The organism is Methanomassiliicoccales archaeon (assembly GCA_013415865.1).
Classification (GTDB): domain Archaea; phylum Thermoplasmatota; class Thermoplasmata; order Methanomassiliicoccales; family UBA472; genus MVRC01.
Map to the genome: position 1 here is coordinate 679,404 of CP058896.1, position 21,365 is coordinate 700,768.

19 protein-coding genes are annotated in these 21,365 nt (G+C 56.6%); 12 read left to right on the forward strand and 7 right to left on the reverse strand.

Annotation, left to right across the window (positions count from 1 at the left end):
* Positions 1 to 22 precede the first annotated feature (22 nt).
* Positions 23 to 1,384, reverse strand: coding sequence for a GTPase (locus HPY73_03300; GenBank protein ID QLH74570.1), 1,362 nt, complete (start codon positions 1,382 to 1,384; stop codon positions 23 to 25).
* A 157-nt stretch (positions 1,385 to 1,541) separates the two neighbouring features.
* Between HPY73_03300 and HPY73_03305 the strand changes: the two genes are divergently transcribed.
* The 3 genes from HPY73_03305 (at position 1,542) to HPY73_03315 (ending at position 4,867) form a co-directional block, all read left to right on the forward strand.
* Positions 1,542 to 2,006, forward strand: coding sequence for a hypothetical protein (locus tag HPY73_03305; protein QLH74571.1), 465 nt, complete (start codon positions 1,542 to 1,544; stop codon positions 2,004 to 2,006).
* Between the two features lie 112 nt (positions 2,007 to 2,118).
* A complete protein-coding gene (locus tag HPY73_03310) occupies positions 2,119 to 4,563 on the forward strand; it encodes a hypothetical protein (protein ID QLH74572.1) in 2,445 nt (814 codons plus the stop codon).
* 112 nt (positions 4,564 to 4,675) lie between these two features.
* Positions 4,676 to 4,867 (forward strand): CooT family nickel-binding protein, encoded by a 192-nt coding sequence (locus tag HPY73_03315; protein QLH74573.1) that lies wholly within the window; start codon positions 4,676 to 4,678, stop codon positions 4,865 to 4,867.
* A gap of 33 nt (positions 4,868 to 4,900) precedes the next feature.
* Here HPY73_03315 and HPY73_03320 read toward each other — a convergent pair whose 3' ends face one another.
* Positions 4,901 to 5,701, reverse strand: a complete 801-nt coding sequence (locus HPY73_03320) for an ABC transporter permease (GenBank protein QLH74574.1) — start codon at positions 5,699 to 5,701, stop codon at positions 4,901 to 4,903.
* Positions 5,702 to 6,700 (reverse strand): ATP-binding cassette domain-containing protein, encoded by a 999-nt coding sequence (locus HPY73_03325; GenBank protein QLH74575.1) that lies wholly within the window; start codon positions 6,698 to 6,700, stop codon positions 5,702 to 5,704. It lies immediately after the preceding gene.
* A gap of 101 nt (positions 6,701 to 6,801) precedes the next feature.
* On the opposite strand from HPY73_03325, the gene HPY73_03330 reads away from it, so the two are divergent.
* The 6 genes from HPY73_03330 (at position 6,802) to HPY73_03355 (ending at position 12,968) form a co-directional block, all read left to right on the forward strand.
* On the forward strand, positions 6,802 to 7,575 hold the full coding sequence (locus tag HPY73_03330; protein ID QLH74576.1) for a hypothetical protein: 774 nt from the start codon (positions 6,802 to 6,804) through the stop codon (positions 7,573 to 7,575).
* 91 nt (positions 7,576 to 7,666) lie between these two features.
* A complete protein-coding gene (locus HPY73_03335; GenBank protein ID QLH74577.1) occupies positions 7,667 to 8,599 on the forward strand; it encodes a hypothetical protein in 933 nt (310 codons plus the stop codon).
* Between the two features lie 16 nt (positions 8,600 to 8,615).
* Positions 8,616 to 9,344: a biotin--[acetyl-CoA-carboxylase] ligase gene (locus tag HPY73_03340; GenBank protein ID QLH74578.1), complete on the forward strand. Its 729-nt coding sequence runs from the start codon at positions 8,616 to 8,618 to the stop codon at positions 9,342 to 9,344.
* An 82-nt stretch (positions 9,345 to 9,426) separates the two neighbouring features.
* Positions 9,427 to 10,977: an acyl-CoA carboxylase subunit beta gene (locus HPY73_03345; GenBank protein ID QLH74579.1), complete on the forward strand. Its 1,551-nt coding sequence runs from the start codon at positions 9,427 to 9,429 to the stop codon at positions 10,975 to 10,977.
* Between the two features lie 9 nt (positions 10,978 to 10,986).
* A complete protein-coding gene (locus HPY73_03350; GenBank protein ID QLH74580.1) occupies positions 10,987 to 12,474 on the forward strand; it encodes a pyruvate/oxaloacetate carboxyltransferase in 1,488 nt (495 codons plus the stop codon).
* Positions 12,471 to 12,968, forward strand: a complete 498-nt coding sequence (locus HPY73_03355) for an acetyl-CoA carboxylase biotin carboxyl carrier protein subunit (GenBank protein QLH74581.1) — start codon at positions 12,471 to 12,473, stop codon at positions 12,966 to 12,968. Before HPY73_03350 ends, HPY73_03355 begins: the two co-directional genes overlap by 4 nt.
* 129 nt (positions 12,969 to 13,097) lie before the next feature.
* Here the strand turns inward: HPY73_03355 and HPY73_03360 are convergent, their stop codons facing one another.
* A complete protein-coding gene (locus HPY73_03360) occupies positions 13,098 to 14,375 on the reverse strand; it encodes an insulinase family protein (GenBank protein QLH74582.1) in 1,278 nt (425 codons plus the stop codon).
* 266 nt (positions 14,376 to 14,641) lie between these two features.
* On the opposite strand from HPY73_03360, the gene cdhC reads away from it, so the two are divergent.
* The 3 genes from cdhC to HPY73_03375 are packed head-to-tail and all read left to right on the forward strand — an operon-like array spanning position 14,642 to position 19,052.
* A complete protein-coding gene (gene cdhC / locus HPY73_03365; GenBank protein ID QLH75637.1) occupies positions 14,642 to 16,750 on the forward strand; it encodes a CO dehydrogenase/CO-methylating acetyl-CoA synthase complex subunit beta in 2,109 nt (702 codons plus the stop codon).
* 21 nt (positions 16,751 to 16,771) lie between these two features.
* On the forward strand, positions 16,772 to 17,728 hold the full coding sequence (locus HPY73_03370; protein ID QLH74583.1) for an acetyl-CoA decarbonylase/synthase complex subunit delta: 957 nt from the start codon (positions 16,772 to 16,774) through the stop codon (positions 17,726 to 17,728).
* A 1-nt stretch (position 17,729) separates the two neighbouring features.
* Positions 17,730 to 19,052, forward strand: coding sequence for an acetyl-CoA decarbonylase/synthase complex subunit gamma (locus tag HPY73_03375; GenBank protein QLH74584.1), 1,323 nt, complete (start codon positions 17,730 to 17,732; stop codon positions 19,050 to 19,052).
* A gap of 1 nt (position 19,053) precedes the next feature.
* Here HPY73_03375 and HPY73_03380 read toward each other — a convergent pair whose 3' ends face one another.
* Genes HPY73_03380 through HPY73_03390 form a run of 3 tightly spaced genes read right to left on the reverse strand, consistent with a single transcriptional unit; the run spans position 19,054 to position 21,305 of the window.
* Positions 19,054 to 19,488, reverse strand: a complete 435-nt coding sequence (locus HPY73_03380; protein ID QLH74585.1) for a hypothetical protein — start codon at positions 19,486 to 19,488, stop codon at positions 19,054 to 19,056.
* Positions 19,489 to 19,534: 46 nt separating this feature from the next.
* Positions 19,535 to 20,290 carry an AAA family ATPase gene (locus HPY73_03385; GenBank protein ID QLH74586.1) on the reverse strand — a complete coding sequence of 252 codons (756 nt, stop codon included), beginning with the start codon at positions 20,288 to 20,290 and terminating at the stop codon, positions 19,535 to 19,537.
* A complete protein-coding gene (locus HPY73_03390) occupies positions 20,283 to 21,305 on the reverse strand; it encodes a methionine synthase (GenBank protein ID QLH74587.1) in 1,023 nt (340 codons plus the stop codon). The genes HPY73_03385 and HPY73_03390 overlap by 8 nt, the downstream gene beginning before the upstream one ends.
* Positions 21,306 to 21,365 lie beyond the last annotated feature (60 nt).

Consider the following 21,365-nt stretch of genomic DNA (forward strand, 5'->3'; position numbering starts at 1 on the left):
GATAAATCGTTTATCGATGGCGTTATCTCAGAGTGCAGGCACCGTCACCGCAATCGAAAAGGAGCGGGCCGAGCCTTTCCTCTATGATCTCCTCGAGCGTAGGGTTCGTCAGATATTGGAGCTCATACCTGACCCTCACGATCGGTTTATTGACCTTCAAAATTCGGTTGAGGTCTATCGGGGTCCCGGTGACGACCACGTCACAATCCGCCCTGTTGATGGTCTCCTCAAGCTCTTTCACCTGAGGCTCGGAATAGCCCATCGCTGGCAGAATATGTCCGAGATGGGGATACTTCTCATAGGTATCCTTGATCGAGCCTATCGCGTAAGGCCTAGGGTCGATGACCTTCCCAGAGCAATAGTCCCTCGCCGCAATGGTCCCGGCCCCATAGCTCATCCCACCGTGGGTGACCGTGGGCCCGTCCTCCACTACAAGGACCCTCCTGTCCGTCACAAGGGAGCAGCTCTCCGCGGCTATAGGCGAGGCTGCCTCAACCATGGCCGCTCTGGGATTGATCGACGCAACGTTTCTCCTTATCTCCTCGACCTTTGCGCGGTTCTCATCGGCCACCTTGTTTATCAGCACAACGTCGGCCATGCGCACGTTCGCTTCACCTGGATGATATGTCAGCTCGTGACCGGCACGGAGGGGGTCCGCCACGACTACGTGAAGGTCGCTCCTCAGGAACGGGAGGTCGTTGTTCCCCCCGTCCCATACGATTATGTCAGCCTCCTTCTGTGCCTCTTTGAGCACCGCGCCATAGTCTATCCCTGCATAAACGACAGACCCTGAATCGATCAGGGGCTCGTACTCCTCGCGTTCCTCGATGGTGCACCTCTGCTCGTCGAGGTCCTCATAGCTGGCGAACCGCTGTACCGCCCTTTCCTTCGTAAGGGGGCCGTATGGCATCGGGTGCCTGATGGCGACCGTCCTGATGCCCCTTGAACGGAGCCAGGAACAAATCCTCCTGGTGGTCTGGCTCTTACCAGCACCGGTTCTGACGGCGCAGATGCTAATGACAGGGACGTCCGCCTCAAGGAACGTGCCGGCATTGGCCATGATCCTGAAGTCAGCGCCTGCCGCCATGACCATCGAGGCCTTGTGCATGAGGTCAAGATGGGAGATGTCCGAATAGGCGAAAACGACCTGCTCGACCCTGTTCTTCTTTATCAGCTTAAAAAGGTCCTCCTCCGGGTAAATGTCTATACCGTTGGGATACATTTCCCCGGCCAGCTCAGGCGGATATCGCCTTCTCTCGATGCCTGGGATCTGGGAGGCCGTGAATGCCACCACCTCATATCTCCTGTCTTCCCTGAAACAGGTATTGAAGTTGTGAAAGTCCCGTCCAGCAGCGCCCATTATTAGGACCTTTGTCCTGTTCATCTTCGTTCCCTATAGGGCAAGATAGCCACAGATATTTCATGATTACAGAACTTGCATCGTGATGGCCGATACTGGGGAGGTGCGATGGACCTATCTGGGGGTTATGATCCCCTGTTCCCTGTTATTTATATATAATTTTTTCAGGTATATCGGTTGGATGCCTTATCGGATCCCGCCGGCCAAGATACTCTCCCAGTCCATATCAGAGGTCATCAGGTCAAAAGGTACGGTCATATCTCAGCGGAAATTCTCTGAGCTCGTGAATGCCAACCTAAGGAAGAAGGACCCTGAGTATGTGGCGAGCGAGGAGCGCATAAGGCGGATGGCCATCTTCAAGAACCTGGCCAAACTTCATATCCACTATCGTGAGACGAAGGAACCCAGCGACCATGGGGAATGTCCGGTGTGCCGTTCGGAGACGAAGGAGATCCGCAATCAGACCCTCTCCGGGGAGAATGTAAGATTGGGATATCGTTGCACGAGATGCCCGTACTGGACGGGGCCGAACAAGCGCATCCCTGTCCGCTACACCTTCATTGCCCTGCAGCAAGGTGTGATCGAGCCTGCCCCTAAGAAGCGCAGGAAGGGCGACGAGCGATACGCGCAATGGAAGTTCGCCTGATATCTTCCATGATGTTGCTTCTCTTTTCCATTCTCTGTGGAGAGATGTCATTCAATCTGATTAAATACTGGTCCGTTGCTCTTCCACCTCTGAATTGGGGGGGGGAGGTCCAATGTCGATTTTAAACAACCGAACGGCATCACTGACCATAGCGACGATGTTCTTTGCGATGTGCCTGTCCATTCCGGTCCCGGTGGCGAGCTTCGAGTATGATGCCGGGAATGGCAACAGGGATTATTATGCGGATGACGAAAGGGGACTGGCCTATGGTCTCGACCGGATATATTCCAGATTCGTCGCGTATGATTGGAGCGGGAATGAGGTCTATTCCACTGCTCTGTCAGGGGCACCGATCTCGATGGACCTAAGCAAAGATGGGTCAAAGGCCTACATCGCATGCGATGGCGCACAGCGAGTGTCCGTGGTCGACCTTGACCTCCGAACCATGGTCGACGACATGGCCCTTGATTTCGTTCCGCATGGCATAGCATGTGGTGAGGGGACGACGGTGTTCATCAGCAGCTTGGACGATGGCCTGGTAAGGAAGGTCGATGTTTCCACGGATACTGTCATCTGGACAGAGGACATCGGCATGAGCGGTGTGCTGTACTCCTCGCCAGATGGCGGACGATTGTTGTCATTCCAGGCCACCGGTGATGGTGCAAGGGCCAAGTTGTACGATGTCAGCGGTGTTCCAGAACCGATGGCGACATCCAGCATCCTGGGGAATGGGTTCGCCGGGGCCGCGATAGATTGGGCCGGCGGAGATGTCTATGTGGCCATGCTCGATTCGAACGAGCTGCAGAGACTGTCGCTCTCTGACCTTCAAAAGAGCTCGGGGGTTGAGGTATCAGGTCGTTTGAGCAGCGTGACCTTGAGCGGTGACGGTAAAAAGCTCGTGACGATCTCCAACACCGATGGACCAGCGACCTACCTGACCGTCATCAATGAGACCGACCTGAAGATGGTCGGCACGCTCCAGACCGTCACCGGTATAAGGGCGGTCATAGTGAACGAGGACTGTACGGCCTATCAACGACCTGGATATTTTGGGACGGCCATTTGTGCACAGATAAGCATAATGGGGCCGTATGAGGGGGATGTATACGCTTTCACACCCTCGTTCGTCTATTTCAGCATCTATCAAGGTCTGTTCCAAATTGATAGAGCATCGGTGAACGTGTCCATCGAAGGGGAGGAGGGCACGATCCGATTGAACAAAACGTTCGTCTATGATGATATCAAGTGTTACCTGGGATCTGAGCTGCCAGATGGTGACCATCGGGTGAACATCAGCTATATAGAGGGAGGGGAAATAAGGAACAAGATATGCAATTTCAAAGTAGACCGCTCAGACCCTCTGGCGATCAGACCGACCATCGCGGTCTTTTCTCCTATCGAGGGAGAGGTCCTTTCAGAGGCCCCCGATGCGATAAGGATCTGGGCGAACATGACCTGGCCAGAACCTAAAGGGTTCAAGCTGAGCTTAGAGATGGATGGCCTGGACCTTGAGATAAGCGATGACCCCTATTGGGGCCAGGTCAAAAAGGCGGACATTTCAGTATTGAAGGCAGGTGTACATACGGTCAATGCTACGATGTCCTGGGGCGGCCATGAAGAGACCCTGTCCTGGAGCTTCATTCTCAGGGAGCTGCCATCGGTCATATCCCTCGACCCGGGGGATGGTACCATGATCTATCATAGACCATCGGAGATCACGGCTGTTCTCGACCCGGGGTTCCCACCATGCGATGTCCTGAATGCCACCATGGTCGTCGACGATATTGCCTATCCCTGCTCAACAGATGGGATGGTCATAACAGCCATGATACCTTCTGAGCACTGGAACAGGACCGGAGATTTATGGGACGATTATCATTTTACAAACAATGTTCATTTTGTGAGGATGGACCTTGAGACATCATTTGGGCCGATGACCAAGGAATGGTACTTCGATGTCAGGGTCGAGGCCCCGGTCCTAGAGATGGAGGTCCAGAAGTTCCAAGGAAGATACGGGGTCCCTGTCCCACTGGGTTGGAGCGTCACCGAGAACGGGACGATAGGGGACCAGACCTTCGATCTTGTCGGTTATACGGACTATTACGAGTACTTCGCCCAGGTCTACGTGATGACCGGCCGGGATGACAGCATCAAGGAGACCGACGGATATCTCAAGGACATGATGCAGGATCTATTAGGCCAGCTCTCCGAAGACATAACTTTGGTGGGAGAACCTGAGTATATTGAGATAGCAGGGCACAGGGCGGTCGTTTTCACCATGACCTATGGCTCCTTCATCACTTTCCACCACAGATGCGCGATCATCGTCAGCGAGGACAGCGATGAGTTCTGGATGCTCAATTGCCTGACCTATTCCGGCTATTATGAGGAGCTATCGCCGACCTTTGACTCGATGATCATGAACTTCGAGGTGTACGCTGAACGGGAACCTCTGGCCTCACCTGGGGATTATGCGATATATCTTATCCTGTTCGGCTCGATCGGTGCGGCGGTAACAGCTATCGTGATCGTCCATTCCAGAAGGCGCAGGCAGTAGATCTCTTATCGGCCTTGGTCCAAGGCCGTTTTTCCTTTTTCCCACAGATATAATCCTTATTGCTACAATCAGGACCATTTCTTATCTACCCCCTCCTGACTATCATCGCACGATGTGCGAATCGAACGCATTCATCATCGGTCCCGAGGGCGAGAAGGAGGTAATGAAGGATGTCACAAGGATCAAACTTGAAGGAAGGTCTGCGATACTCACGGACATCATGGGCCAGAAATTGGTCCTGGTGGGCGTTGCTGTGAGAGAGATGGACCTGATAGGCCACAGGATAATCTTCCATAGGGTTTGATCTGGCCAATGAAAATTAGTTGCTAAATGCCTGTCACTTCTCCTTCAGCGAATACCTTGCCAGAATGATCCCCAGACCGACGAACATACCTGCGAACAGCATGAGTCCAAGCATGTCCACGCCAAGGTCGTAGATCGATGTCGCCCCCTCGAACATCAGTTGCCTGATCCCGTCCACGGCCAAGGTCAATGGGTTCACCTTCGCCACGGCCTCAAGCCATCCAGGCATCCCGTCGACAGGGAACAGCGCTGCCGATGCGAACATCACTGGGAGGTTCAGAAGGTTCACGACCCCGAACAAGGTCTCCTGGTTCTTGATGGTAAGGGCGATGGACACGAATATCGCCGCGAAACCGAGCGCCAGAAGGAACATGATAAGGAGCATGGAACCGAGCTCGAACGCCCCAAAGTCCGAGGTCACGGTCAGCCCTTTGAGACCCGGTATATGGACGAAGACCAGGGCTATGAGCAGGACCATGAGGCCAGATATCATAGCCCTTATGACCGACGCCAATACCCTCGAGGTCGGAATGACGCCCCTCGGTATCGGCGCGACCCGGAGCTTGTTGAGGAACCCCAACCTCCTGTCCCATACGATCGACATACCGCTGAACATGCAGGTGAAGAGGGTGACGACCGCGACCATGCCGACGGACATGAACGAGATATAATCAGGGGCCCCTTGGAGCATCTCCCTGGGCATAGGGAATGCGACCGCCTGGCCGAAGAGCCCTAGCCAGAGGATGGGCTGAATAAGGGTCATGAAGATCTGGATCCTCGCCCTGTACCAATGTTTCAGCTCACGTATTGTGAGGGCATAAGTCTGGCGCAGCATTCATCTCCCCCTCCTCATGACGGCAAATGGAGGGAGCGATGTTCCGTTCCCTGACTGCTCCGCGTCGCGGAGCGAGCGGCCCGTATATTCGAGGAACACCTGGTCCATATTGGGTCTTTCCAGGCTCACATAGGTCACTGTTCCACCCGACCTGGCGATGGCCTGCATTAGTCCTGGCGCCGCAGATTCCCCGCTGAGCACCTTGACCCTGTATGAGCTACCCTCCCTCTTGACATCCAAAACTCCAGAGGTCGACCTTATCGTCTCGGTGAAGTCGATGTCCTCGTTCACCTTCAAAGAGACGACGTCCCCTCCGAGCGACCTCTTCAACGTCGCAGGCGTGTCCATGGCCATTATCCTTCCCATGTCTATGATGCCTATCCTATCGCAGAGAGAGTCCGCCTCCTCCAGGTAATGGGTGGTCATGAAGACCGTCATGTTCGACTTCCTTTTCAGCTCGCGTATGTGCTCCCACATGACCGCCCTTGTCTGAACGTCCAATCCTAGCGTGGGCTCGTCAAGGAATAGCACCTTCGGGGAATGGATGAGGCCCTCCGCAAGCTCTAGCCGCTTCCTCATTCCTCCTGAATAGGTCCTCACCAACCTGTCGGCCGAGTCGTCCAGTTTGACAAGCCCCAGGAGCTCGTCTATGCGCTTTTTAGCCTCCTTTCTATCAACGTTATAAAGGTCCGCCTGGAGCAACATGTTCTCCCGCCCTGTGAGCTCGTCATCGACGGTCAGCTCCTGTGGCACAAGACCGATTATGGAGCGGACCTCCTTCTGCCTCTTTACAACATCATATCCACCGATCGAGGCGGTGCCGCTCGTTGGGACCAGCAACGTTGTCAACATGGCGATCGTCGTGGTCTTTCCCGCGCCATTGGGCCCGAGAAACCCGAAGATCTCGCCCTCCTTTACCTCGAAGGTAATGCCGTCAACGGCCTTCACATTACCAGAATACACCTTGACCAGGTCCTTGACCTCTATGAAACCTGACATAACTATGCCCTGAAATTGAAAGGGCCTGCCGATGCCCTTGATGATGTCAGGTGACAGCGGTCCCCTTCTTATTAAGGGTTTTCTTGTTCTCACCGACCGTGATGCGGCAAAGGCTAATATCATCGAACCCTCTCAGAGGGACGATGGTCAGCTTCGACCCCATACCAGAGGACATGTGGGAGGATTGGAAATGGTTCGTTTATCCAGAAGGCCACATCCTTGGGATGAGGGAAGGCCGTCATAGGGTCGAGAGCTCGGGCGTCGTCCTGATCCCATGTTACATCGTGAACCTTCCCAAGCTGATAATGTCGGAGGTGATGTGGGCCTCTCGAACGGAGAGGGGTCCAGATGGCGAGAGGGACACCTATGACTACCTGCGCACGGTTCATGTTGATGTCGATTCGCTCATCGATGAGATGATCTTCATGTTGAGCCAGTATCCGATGGTGGTCCTTAAGAAGGTCTCGCCTGATGGGTCAACGATGAAGGAAAGGATCGAAGCCGCCCTGGCAACAGGGGATGAGCTCATCCTTCTCGACGAAGAAGGCGCACCTAGGACCTTGGCGATGTATGGCCTTGAGGTTCGCTTCTTTAACCCTTTTGCAGAGAGAGAGGATGATCACGAGGAGATCATCGGCATCATCGCGGCAGAGAGATGCATAAATGAGCTTATGCTTGCAAAGGTGGACGCGCCAGGTTCCCACGTGAGGGAGGCCATATTGTCATCCATGCACGAACTGGAAGAGCGCGGCCTCGTTGACCATGGATCGGGCGTGGTCACGAGGATGACGGAAAGGGGAAGGCGCCTGCTCGAACTGGAGCCGGTCATCGATGCGATGGCGTGCAGGTGCGAGGTGGAGGGGCCCTCTGGATGAACTTATAGGCGAAGATCGGGTTCAGATTCTATTAAGAATCGGCATGACAAGGTTTATCATTCATTATCGATTTGACGGATTGGGTCCGTACATGAGATTATATGATTTCACGAGGCTGCAAGGCTCGAAGATCGCCGTCACAGAGAAGATAGCCAAGGCACTTGGCCTGGTCGACGGAAGTCAGGTCTACACAACGATGTTCCGCTATGACCGTGATGGCTTCAGCGGATATGAGATAGTCGCCTCGACCTTCGGACCAGAGAACTACAGACAGATATGCCAGGCCACCTTCTATCTGAATGACGCGCCTGGTGCATGTGCGCAGGTCTCCAAGTTCCTTGCAGAGCGAAATATCGACATCCTCAACTCTGTCAGCATAACCATGATCTCCAACGTCACGATGGTCTGGAGGATGCTGGTAGACCTTTCGTATTATGGCGACGTCTCCCAGCTGAGGGATGAGTTCGAGACGCTCAAGAAGCAGAAGTCGCTGTCGATATCGAACGTGGATGCCATGGAGATAGAGCCGTCCAATATCTCGGACCGATACACGAAGGGCATACACTCTGAGGGCTCGAACGTCAAGGTCAAGCCGGTGAGGCAGAGGCAGAAAAAACCCTCTATTTTAAAGAACGGCATCATGGAGATCCCGGCGGATCTTATGGCCAACCTGGAGGACGTCAAGGATGGCTCCGTGGTCATGTTGGTGGCCGACCTTAATGCCTGGGTCCTATCATTGTCGTTCCTTCCCTATGACACCAAGCTCGTCGAGTTCGAGGTGTGCATCCCGGACAAGCCGGGGGCGATATTCGAGGTCACCAGCGCGATGGCGAAGGTGGACATCAACCTCCTGGCACTCTATACCAGGGTGCTCGTGTTCTATGAGAGGATGACGATCAGGGTCGTGGCCGACGTGACGAAGTACCATGGTGGCATGGTCGCGCTGGTGAAGGAGCTCTCCTCCCATATGGCAGGGGTCGAGGGGCGCTATGAGCTCCTGTCCCTCAGGGAGATCAAGGTCTAGGGCACAGTGAGCTGCGATGATCATCGGTCGCAAGGTATTGCTGAAGGAGGAGGTCTCCTCCACGAACGAGGCGGCGAAGCTGCTGGCGGCCGAAGGTGCGGAGGAGGGTACCGTGATAGTCGCCCGGCGGCAGACCGCCGGGAAGGGCCGGTCAGGAAGGCATTGGTCATCTCCCGAGGGCGGCATCTATATGTCGGTCATCCTGAGACCGAAGATGAGCGCCTCAGAGATCCTGCACCTGACCGTCATGTTCGGCATACCAGTGGTCGACACTATAAGTGAGATGACATACCTGCAGGCCACGTTGAAATGGCCGAACGACGTGATCGTAGAGGGTAAAAAGGTAGGCGGGATACTGGTGGAATCGTCGTCGAAGGGGGGCGATATGCTCCACCTGGTCCTAGGTATAGGTATCAACCTCAATTCAAGACCTGAGGAGCTCGTCGGTGACAATCCCGGCTCATTGTCATCGATCTCAGGACGCGAGTTCGATCAGGACGCTTTCCTGCATACGTTGCTGTTCAAGCTCGATGATTTCTATGGCAGGTACCTGAATGGGAAGGTCACCACGGACGATTACTTGAAAAGGTCCTCCACCCTTGGCAATCATGTCATAGGGAGCGTAGGGGACCAGAGGATATCGGGCAGGGCGCTGTACATTGATGCTTCGGGCGCTCTGATAATTAAAGGGGACGACGGACTGACATACAGGCTCGATTCGGCTTACAGCCTGAGGTATGAATGAGATTCGGGGTAATATTAGAATAATATCGGCAACAAGCGTTAATTAACCACACGTGATTTGAGGAGGAACCTGGAGGCTGAACATGGGCAACGAGGAGAGGCACAAGGAGCTCAAGGAGATGAAGAAGAGGTCAAGGATAGGCGGTGGTCCTGACCGTGTCGAGAAGCACCGCAGACAGGGCAAGCTTACCGCCCGTGACCGGATCGATGCCCTCCTCGACCCGGGCAGCTTCGTCGAGTTCGACGCCTTCGTCACCCATCAGTCCAGCCAGTTCGGTATGGACAAGAACAAGCTTCCAGGGGATGGTGTGGTCACAGGTCATGGGACCATAGACGGCAGGCAGGTCTTCGTCTTCGCGCAGGACTTCACAGTGTTCGCCGGTAGCGTAGGCAGGATGCATGCCATGAAGATATGCAAGGTCTACGACATGGCCATGAGGACAGGTTCCCCGGTGATCGGCATATATGACACCGGAGGGGCGCGCATACAAGAGGGGGCAGAGAGCCTTCAGGGGTTCGGGGAGTTCTTCTACCGCTGCTCCCTCGCGTCGGGCGTCATCCCGCAGATAGCATTGGTCATGGGCCCCTGTGCCGGTGGCATGACCTTCGGTCCAGGTCTTGCCGATTTCGTGCTCATGGTCAACAAGAAGGCCCATATGTTCATGATAGGGCCCGATGTCATCAAGGCCGTGCAGAACGAGGATGTTTCCTTCGAGGAGCTGGGCGGAGCCATCACCCACATGAACAAGTCGGGCACGTCGCATTTCGTCTGCGATGACGACCTGGACTGCATCAAGAAGGCGAAGAGGCTTCTCTCCTATCTCCCATCCAACAATCTTGACAGCCCGCCCTATCAAAAACCAAAGGACGACCCTGAGCGGAGGGAGGACTCTCTGGACTTCATAGTCCCGGAGGACCCGCAGAAGCCATATGAGATGCGGGAGGTCATCAGGAAGGTCTTCGACTCCGGTGAGTTCATGGAGGTCCAGGAGAACTTCGCGAAGAACATCATCGTCGGCTTCGCCCGGATGGACGGGGCGGTCGTCGGGGTGGTCGCGAACGAGCCGATGGTCTTCGCCGGCACGTTGGACAACCACTCTTCGGTCAAGGCGGCGAGGTTCGTCAGGTTCTGTGACTCCTTCAACATCCCCATCATCACGTTCGTCGACGTGCCAGGATATCTTCCCTCCAAGGAGCAGGAGTTCGAAGGCCTGATACGCAACAGCTCGAAGCTGCTTTACGCCTACTGCGAGGCCACCTGCCCTAAGATCACGGTCGTGACCAGGAAGGCGATCGGAGCTGGTTACTGCGTCATGGCCTCCAAGCACATACGTGCGGACATAAACCTGGCCTGGCCCAGCGCCGAGATCGCCGTTGTCGGTCCAGAGGGCGCGATAAACATCGTCTACAAACAGGAGCTCATCATGGCCGAGGACCCCCAGGTGAAGAGGGACGAGCTCATCACCGAATATCGGAAGGTGTATGCGTCCGCCTTCGTCGCGGCCGAAAGGGGATACCTTGACGACATCATAGAACCGAAGGAGACCAGGCCAAGGATCATAAGCGCTTTGAAGATGCTCGAGAAGAAACGGGAGTCCCGTCCCGCCAAGAAGCACGGGAACATGCCACTGTGAGGAAGAGAGATGAAGGTCAAGATAACGGACCTGGTGCTCCGCGATGGGCATCAATCGCTCCTTTCGACCAGGATGAGGACCGAGGACATGCTGCCGATCGCGCCCCTCATGGACGAGGTCGGATATTGGTCAGTTGAGATGTGGGGGGGAGCGACCTTCGACACCGCCCTGAGGTTCCTGAAAGAGGACCCCTGGGAGCGGATCACCTTGCTGAAGAAGGAGATGCCGAACACACCCTTCCAGATGCTCCTGAGGGGTCAGAACATCGTCGGTTACAGGCATTACTCCGATGACATCGTCGAGAAGTTCGTGGAGAGGGCCTCGGCCCGGGGCATCGATATCTTCAGGATATTCGACGCGCTCAACGACCCGCGCAACATGCAGACGGCCATGAGGACCGTTAAGAAATGCGGGGGTGTCGTGGAGGCGGCCCTTTCCTACACCATCTCCCCAGTGCATGACATCCCTGCTTTCGTGAGGGTGGCCAAGAGGCTGCAGGAGATGGGGGCGGACACGTTGTGCATCAAGGACATGGCCGGCCTCATCTCCCCCATGGACGCTTACGAGCTGGTCAAGCAGCTGAGGGAGGAGACCGCCCTACCGGTGCACTTCCATTCGCATATGACCTCGGGGATGGCCCTCCCCGCGACGCTGAAGGCGATCGAGGCGGGGGCGGAGATCGTCGACACGGTCATCTCCTCATTGAGCATGGGCACGTCCCATTCCCCGACCGAGACGGTCGTGGCGATGCTGAAGGGCACAGAGTATGACACTGGCCTCGACCTGAGGAAGCTGGCAGAGATATCCGCCTACTTCAAGAAGGTCAGGAAGAAGTATAAGGCCTTCGAGGGGGAGGCGATCACCATCGACACTGACGTCCTGATCTACCAGATCCCTGGGGGCATGATGTCGAACTTCGCCACGCAGCTGCGGGAGGCGAAGAAGGAGGACAAGCTGCAGGAGGTGCTGGAGGAGGTCCCGCGGGTCAAGGCGGACCTGGGCCATGTCCCGCTGGTCACCCCGACCTCCCAGATAGTCGGAACCCAGGCGGTCCTCAATGTCATAGCCGGTGAGAGGTACAAGATGGTCACCAAGGAGACCAAGGACGTCGTAAGGGGGCTTTATGGCAAGACTCCCGCGGAGATAAGGCCCGAGATACGCAGGAAGATCATAGGCGACGAGCAGCCCATCACGGTACGTCCGGCGGACCTCCTGGAGCCCGAGTTCGAGAAGCTGAAGAAAGAGATATCCCAGTACGCGCGCTCGGACGAGGACGTGCTCTCATACGCGCTGTTCCCACAGGTAGCGATCGAGTTCTTCAAGGAGAGGGAGATGAACGAGAAGGGGCTCAACCTGAAGGACCTTGCTGCCGTGGCCGCGCTCTACATGCGCTCTACCGAGAAGAAGATCGAGCCGAAGGCGCAGGGCAGGGACGTCGACCTCTGGGTCTGGGCGGCCAGGCGTGAGGCCATCAACGGCGGGGGGTGGAACCTATGAAATTGAAGATCACGGCCAACGGGCACCCGCATGATGTCGTTGTGGACAAGGCCACCGGAGAGTACAAGGTCACGATCGATGGCCAGATCTATAAATGCGTGTTCAAGGACAACGGCCTTTACATCAACGGCGAGCTGTTCCCCATAGAGGTGGAAGGGCAGCTTGACGAAGGGGCCACGGTCTCATCCTCAGGCCGGAAGATGCTCGTAAAGGTCGAGCAGGTGCGGGAGATCGAGCAGGTCGTGCTGGAGGCCGTCGACAATGGCAACAATGGTGGCGGGGCGAAGGTCGTCGAGGCGCCGATGCCGGGCAAGGTCATCACCATCAAGGTAAAGGCAGGTGACGAGGTCAGGCCTAACCAGGTGGTCGTCATCCTGGAGGCGATGAAGATGGAGAACGAGATCATGTCCGAGGGTTCGGGCAAGGTCAAGGAGATAAAGGTCCGGCCTGGCGAGATGGTCGAGGGCGGTCAGGCATTGGTCGTGCTGGAATGAATGGGCGGCCTTGAGGACATACCTTATCTGACATTGCGGTAGCCCAATTGGGATGGGGGCATCGGTCGCCTTGATGGAGGAACATGTCGGGGCCATTCTTCCTATCCGACCGTGTGCCGATGGCATGACCTAGAAATCTATGCTCGCCGCCTTGATCGCCACAGGTTCTGCCTTCTCCTTCGCCGCGTGCACGGCGGCGCACATCATGCCGCGGTTCAACTGAGAGTCCGCGAAGGACATCACCTGCTCTTCCGAGACGGCCTCGATCCGCGAGACCATCTCATCCACCGTACGGACCTTTCCGGTCATCATGAAGGAATAGATCATCGTCCTCATGTCGTCCCTCGGCTGCCCATAGACCCTATAGAGAGCGCCCTTGATGACCCTTTTCGCCCTTTCCATCTCCCCAGGCCTGATCCCTTCCTCCTTGAACCTTTTCAGCTCCTGGGCAAAGAGGTCCAGGACCCGTTCTGCCCTCTCACTGGTGGTGGAGAAGTACGTGTCTATCGTGCCCACGTCCTTATAGGGGATGGGCGTGGTGGTGATGCTGTACACGAGCCCTTCCTCCTCCCTTATCTTGTGGTTGAGCCGAGAGCTCGACCCTCCATTGAGTATGGTGCACATGACATCGGCGACCGGCGCAAGGTCGCTCCCCGCCTCGACGCCTGGGAGCCCTATACCCACATAGGTATGTTCTCCGTTCCGGGGGTAGATGTCAATGCTGGAACGGTGAGAGGGGGCCGTCCTCTCTTTTCTGTGCCCGTTGTCTGTCTTATGGTCCAACGCCCTTGAGGCCCAGTCCAATACCTCCTCGGCATTGACGTTGCCTGCGGCCACGACCGCCAGGTGCGGCGGGCAATAGTGCTTCGAATGATACTCTAACAACTGCTCCCTCTCGAATGATTCGACCGTCTCCTCCCGCCCCAATATCGGCCTCGCCAAGGGGTGGTCCCCGAAATGGGTCTGCATCAGGAGCCTTCGGATGTACATGTCAGGGTCGTTGATCATGTTGTTGAGCTCCTGCTTGATCACGCCCTTCTCAAGGGCGATGTGCTCCGGTGCCATGGTCGAATGGTTGAAGATGTCCTCCAAGAGCATCATCCCTACCGGGGTCGTCTCGTCCATGGTCAAAGAATAGAACGCCGTCAGCTCGTGCATCGTGAACGCGTTGAGATACCCCCCGGCATCCTCAATGGTCTCGTTGACCTCCTTGTAGCTCCTGTTGCTAGTGCCTCGGAACATCATATGCTCTAAGAAATGCGAAATGCCACTGTTCTCCAGAGACTCATCCCTTGAGCCCACCCCGACACAGATGGCCGTGGCGACAGACCTGGTGTGCGGTAATGTCTCGACTATGACAGGGATCCCGCCTGGGGTCCTTGATATAATGATCTTTTGGTCCTTCACGTTGTAGTGATTCAAACAAAGCTTATTTAACATCCGTGCAAAGGTCCGGTCCCCATAGGACGCCCCGGTCATGGAGAAGGGGGCCCGACCCTGGTCCAAATGGCCGGCCCCGCTCTTTTGATATGCAGGATTTAAATGGTCGAAGGGTTTTCAGAATGTCCGTTACCTTATAGAAGGACCGGAAGAAGATGAGCGGACAGGCAGACCTTTCCTTAAAGGGAGAAAACAGTGCCAGGGAGACGATATCGAACCAGACCGTCATTCGCATGGCTGTGCAAGGGGCAAAGACCGCCCTGGACCTGGCCAGGTCGGCCATGGAAAAGGCCGTTCAGCGATATGGAAAGGACATGCCCGTCGAATACCCTGAGACGGCCTATGAGCTTCCGACGATATACGCATGGGACGGGGCCGAGGTCCATGTGCTGTCCGACCTTGAGCCAGTGCTTGACAGGGCAGCCTCAGGGCTGACCGATGAGATCACATTGGAGAACGGGATGGCCGCGGGAGAGGCATTGATGGTCTCGGCCGAGATCGTGGAGGCGCTAAGATATCTGGACGGGGCGAGACCCTATGAAGGCACGGACCTCTGTGGTTTCATACCGGACAGGGTCCTTAGAGAACTGGGCGTCTCCCTCGTCGACGACACCATCCCCGGCATCGCCGTCCTGTTAGGAAAGGCCTCGGACCTGGAAGGGCTTTCAAAGATGGTCAGGGACCTCCAGGGGAAGGGCATGCTTATCATCGCCGCCAACGAGGTCATCCCTCAGCTCAGGTCCCTTGGGATAAGGACCGGGCTGGACCGAATGCTCTATCCGGTCGGCAGCGGGACGCAGGTGGTGCACGCCCTGAACTTCGCTGTAAGGGCCGCCTTGTCGTTCGGTGGGGTGCAAAGGGGGGACAGGGACCGCCTCCAGGGATATCTGGCCAAGCGTGTCAAGGCGTTTGTCCTGGCCTTCGGCGAGATCGATGATATGACCGCGGCGGCCGCGTTCGCATCGCTGCTTCACGGGATACCGGTCATCACCGACCAGAACGTGGAAGGAGTTCCAGATAGATTGGTCCAACAACGTGACATGTCGAAGATGTTGCAGGTCGCACTTGAGATCAGGGACATCAAGGTCACGTCGTCGAAGGTCGACATACCGGTCGCTTTCGGCCCCGCCTTCGAGGGCGAGACCGTAAGGAAGCCTGACACCTACATTGAGGCGGGAGGGGCGGCGAGGACTATGTCCTATGAGCTCCTGAGGTCGAGGCCGGAGGCCGAGGTGGAGGATGGAAGGGTCATCGTGATCGGTAAGGACCTTGATGAGTTCCAGGAAGGGAGCGTCACGCCCTTGGCGATACTCGTAGATGTCTATGGCAAGAGGATGCAGGAGGACTTTGAATCGGTGATGGAGAGGAGGATCCACCTCTACCTGAACTTCGCCGAGGGAGTATGGCACACTGGTCAACGAAACATGAACTGGATCAGGATAAGCAGGTCGGCGGTCGCCGCGGGGTTCCGACTGAGACATATAGGGAACATCTTGGTCACAAAGCTGAAGGAGGAGTTCGGGAACATCGTGAGCAGGGTCCAGGTCAGGATAATGACCGATGCGCAGGAGATCCGTGCCAACCTTGCGGAGGCGGTCGAGGCCTATGCCAGGAGGGACCAGAGATTGGAAGACCTTACCGATGATGCGGTAGACACCTTCTATTCCTGCCTTATGTGCCAGTCGTTCGCCCCGGACCATGTCTGCATAATCACGCCTGAAAGGCTGGGACTATGTGGAGCGATCAACTGGCTCGATGCCAGGACGGGAAAGGAGATAGTTCCATCAGGGCCCAACCAGCCCATAGTGAAGGGTGAGTGCATCGACGCGGACAAGGGCCAGTGGCAGGGCGTCAATGATGCTGTGCGCGAGCTGACACATGGGAAGATCGAAAGGTTCAACGCCTATTCACTGATGGAGGATCCGATGACCTCCTGCGGATGCTTCGAGTGCATTGTGGCCATGACTGCGGACATGCAGGGCGTGATTGTCGTGAACAGGGAGTATGGTGGAATGACCCCTGTCGGAATGAAGTTCTCCACGTTGGCAGGAAATATTGGTGGCGGGAAACAGACGCCAGGGTTCATCGGCGTCGGTAGAAAATATCTTACGAGCAAGAAGTTCATATCGGCGGACGGCGGATTCCTGCGCATAGCCTGGATGCCCAAGGACCTGAAGGAGGCGTTAAGGAAAGAGCTCAACCACAGGGCCATGGAACTGGGCGAGAGCGATTTCGTCGAAAAGATAGCCGATGAGACGGTGACGACCGAGGCGGAGGGGCTCGTGGAGTGGATGGCCAAGGTGGACCACCCTGCGCTGAGGATGCCCCCGTTGCTGTCATGATCGTGATTTCAAGGTGAGCAGATGGTCGAGGTTCCAATTCCAAAGGAGAAATGGTCGGGGAAGGTCGGCACGGTGTCATTGGGTTCAATGGTAGAGCTGGGAGGGTCGCGCAGGAAGGTCCTTATGGTGGGCGGGGAGACGTCCATGCCTTTCCTGTCCTATGAGGGTGCGGCGCCCAACAGGCCCCTTATCGCTGGCGAGGTCATGGACGACGCTTCGGACCTTCCAGAGCAGATAAGGAGGGAGCTCGGCAATGCGGTCAGCTCACCTGGAGAGTGGGCCAGGGCATGGGTCGAGGATTTCGGGTCCGATCTTGTATGCCTGCGCCTCACATCCACCAACCCGGAGGAAAAGAATGCCTCTGCAGAGGATGCTGCCAGGACCGTGCTGGAGGTCCTAAGGGCGGTGGACGTCCCCCTCATCGTATATGGATGTGGACAGGAGGAGAAGGACGCCAAGGTCATGGAGGCCGTCAGCAACGCCGCCCCGAAGGAGAGGCTGTTGCTCGGACATGTCGAGGAAGGAGCGTACAAGTCGATCTCCGCCGCGGCCATGGCGAACGACCATGCGGTGGTCGCGTTCTCCAACCTGGATATCAACCTGGCCAAGCAGATCACCATCCTCCTCACGGACTTCGGGGTGAAGAGGGAGAACATCATCATGGACCCGTTGATGGCACCTCTGGGGATGGGGCTTGAATATTCATACTCGGTCAACGAGAGGATAAGGTTGGCAGCGCTCTCCGGTGACAGCATGCTCCAGCAGCCCATGCTCTGCGATTGTACAGGGGCGTGGAAATGCCGGGAGGCGACCGATGATGTCCCGGATTGGGGACCGAAGGAGGCCAGAGGAAAATGGTGGGAGACCATGACGGCCCTGGCGGCCCTGCTCTCCGGCGCTGATATACTGATAATGAGGAGCCCGGCGGCGGTGGCCGAGACCAGGAAGGCCATCGATGGCCTGAGGGGGGGTCGTTGAGATGCCTACTGCCATCGAGATATTCAAGCACCTCCCTAAGAAGAACTGCGGCGAGTGCAGGAACCCCACCTGCCTGGCCTTCGCCATGCAATTGGCCAATGCAAAGGCGAAGCTGGAGGACTGCCCTTACATCTCAGAGGCCGGAAAGGCCGCATTGGCATCGTCCTCAGCACCGCCCATCAGATTGATCAAGGTCGGCGTGGACCACCGGGTGATCGAGATAGGCGATGAGACCGAGCTGTACCGTCATGAGAAGCGCTTCTTCAATCCGACAAGATACTCGACGGAGGTCGATGACTCGATGACCGACGAGGCAATCGAGAGAGAGGTCCTGGCCTCCAACCGCATGCGGTTCGAGCGTGTAGGGCAGACCATGACGCTGGACCTACTGACCGTCAGGTCCAAGGTTGGTGGCCAGAGGTTCGTCCAGGCCGTCGAGGTGGCCGCCTCGGGCACCGAGAGGCCGTTGGTGATAATGACAAGGTCCCCCTCTGACATGAGGTCGGCGGGGCTCAAGGTCAGGACAAGGCGCCCTTTGTTGCACTGCGCTGACGCCGAGAATTATAAAGAGATGGCGGCGGTGGCGAAGGAGCTGGGATGCCCGCTCGTCGTGTATGAGGACAAGGGGCTGAACGAGCTGGCCGACCTGGTCGCGAAGGTGAAGGCTGTCGGGATAGAGGATATCGTCCTGGACTTCGGCGCCAAGGACCTGAAGACCCTGCTCGAGAGATCTACCATAATCCGAAAATTGAGCGTGAGGAAGGTCTTCAGGGGATTGGGGTACCCTATATTCGTCTCCGCGCCCAGGGCGGAAAGGATGCAGTTCGGGGCCGTGGCGACCATGAAGTATGGAGGGATAGTGTCCTTCGACTCCCTTCCGCCAGAGGAGGCCTTCCCTCTGTTCGTATTGAGGCAGAACATCTACACGGACCCGCAGGTCCCTATCCAGGTGAAGGCCGACCTTTATCCTGTCAACGGGCCGGACGAGACGTCGCCCATCCTCTTCACGACGAACTTCTCCCTGACCTACTTCACAGTGATGGCAGATATCGAGAAGAGCAAGGTCCCCGTCTGGCTCCAGGTCGTTGATACAGAAGGGCTCTCGGTGCTGACGGCCTACGCAGCAGGCAAGTTGACCGCCGAGGCGGTCAACAGGGCGCTCGAACGGTCCAACGCAAGGACCAGGTCCAGATCGAACACGCTGATCATCCCCGGCATGGTCGCCAGGATGGCCGCAAAGCTCGGTGAGGTCACGGGGATGAAAGTTATCGTCGGACCAAAGGAGTCCTCGGGCGTGCCGAAGTTCCTGAAAGGGCTGCAGTGATTCACCATCTTTTCCTTGTCACCAGGCGCCTGAGCTGATGCCTGAGCCACTGGTCCTTACCAGTGTACTCGATGAACATCGACACGAGGTTGAACTCTATCGCCAACAGGGCGAGCACGAGCAGGGCGCGGCCCATCATCTCATGATAGAAGAGCTCACCGATGAGTATCATGATCATGAAGATCACGTTGGCCGAACGGACCATGTACCTGACCTTAAAACCAGGCACGTTAAGCAGCTCTACCAGCCGGAGCGCGCCATATGTCAGGGTCAACATCGATGAGAGAAAGATGAGGAGGTACGTGTGCTCAGAGCGGTCCCCCACCCAGACCAGCACTATCGCTCTCCCCGTGACGAACATTATCATCAGGACTATCCAGTTTCCGTGCCTGGAGTCCTTTGTAGGGAACAGCAGGCCCTTCCAATCGATGTGCATCCCGAGCGGATGAAGGACCGACGGATTACTTAAAAATGACCGAGCATCAACGGAGATTGTAGGCCAGTTCCCTGACCTTGTTCCTGAGAGGGTTCGACGATGGAACGAGGGAGAGCGGCTCCCCCATGGCGTTGAGCCTCGCGACCTCAGGGTCCTCAGGCAGCTGAACGACGTTGAAGGGTGGGCCGATCGATGACGCCAATGGAGCAGGGACGTGCTCATTCACCCTGTTCAGCAGGAGATATCTTCTCCCTACCTTGATATCCATCTCATCAGCCAGTGTGGAGATCCTCTTCGCTGTCTCGATGCCCGCTTTTGTCGGGTCCGATACCAGCATCAGGGCGTCCATCCTTTTCGTTGTCCTTCTTGACAGATGCTCCAGGCCCGCCTCGTTATCTATCACGACATAAGGATACGAGTCGATGGCCTCGTCGATGAATGTGCGCAATATGTTGTTGATGTAGCAATAACATCCTGGACCTTCTGGCCTTCCCATCGTGAGCAGGTCGAAGTCCCTTCCCTCGACCATTGCGAGCTTCATCTGATATCTGACCATATCATGTTTGCTGGTCCCGGCAGGCATCTCTTCCGCCTTCTTCAAAAGGTCCTCCCGCAGATCGCCTATGGTCCTTCCGACCTTCACCCCCAACTTCTCACCGAGGTTCGAGTTCGGGTCGGCATCGATGGCGAGCACGACCGCCCTGGCCCGCTCTGCAAGTGCCATGACGAGCATCGATGCTATCGTCGTCTTTCCAACGCCGCCCTTGCCAGCGACCGCCACTATGAACGCCATGTCACTCACCGAGGCCGTGCCTTCTCCTCATCTCCTCCGAGACACCGGTCAGCAGTTCCAGCACGCGGCCGCATCTCTCCTCGTCGAGACCTCCGAGGCCGCATTGGGGCGTCAGGACCGACCGTTCAAGGAGCAGGTCCCTGTCGACGCCCTTCGATACCAGGGAACCGATGCCATCCTCCAGTCTTGCCACGAGGGAATGGACCGTCTCCTTGTCGATCCTGCTGTCCATGTTCGGCACGATGCCCCAAGAGAGCGCCCCTCCCCTTTCCAAGAAGGAAGAGACCTCTTTGGGATAGAGCGCGATGGAGAAAGCATAGCTGTAGGCATCGAAGGACAGCAGGTCGATGTTCGTTGAGAGCACCATCGGCCAATCGGTGTTCCCGCAGCAGTGGAGCCCTTTGATGCAGCTCAATCCGTCCAGCACCTCGTTTATCCAAAGCACCACCTTCTCATGGGGGATAGGGGCGAAAGGGGTGCCCACCAGCGAGAGCGAGGGCTCATCGAGGAAGATCACCACGTTATCGTTCATCTCCTTGAGCTTCTTCTCCTGCCATCTCGCGCAGAAGTTGAGGTCCCTCCTGATGATCTCACCATAGAAGTCGTCGTAAAGGGCGGACTTGCCATTCTGGTCGAATATCTGGAGCCCGGTGCTGATAGGTCCTGTCACCTGTCCTTTGACCGCCCTTGCTCCTGACGGCATCCTCCTCAAGAGCTCGAAGAGCCCGTGGAAGTTCTCCTCCTCATACGCGAAATGGTCGAGGTCCTCTTCCACCACCGCGATGTAGAACGCCTCAGGGTCATAGTCGTTCAGATCGACCGTGACCTTTTTCGCCTCGGCATCGATCCTTATCCCTGGTAGCTTGGTGGAGAACTGTGCGTACATGTTCTCCCCGAAACCGAGATTGGGCAGCTGGGGCCAGAAAGGGACCTCTTTAAGATGGGACATTATGAGGTCCAGGGCCTTCTTCGGGTCTGTGTGAGGCAATGAGCCGATGCAGGTTGACGCGCAGTTCCAATCCATATCTTGAATGCGAACGGCCCTCATCCTTATCATTTTTTGCAGTCATATCTGAGGTGGACC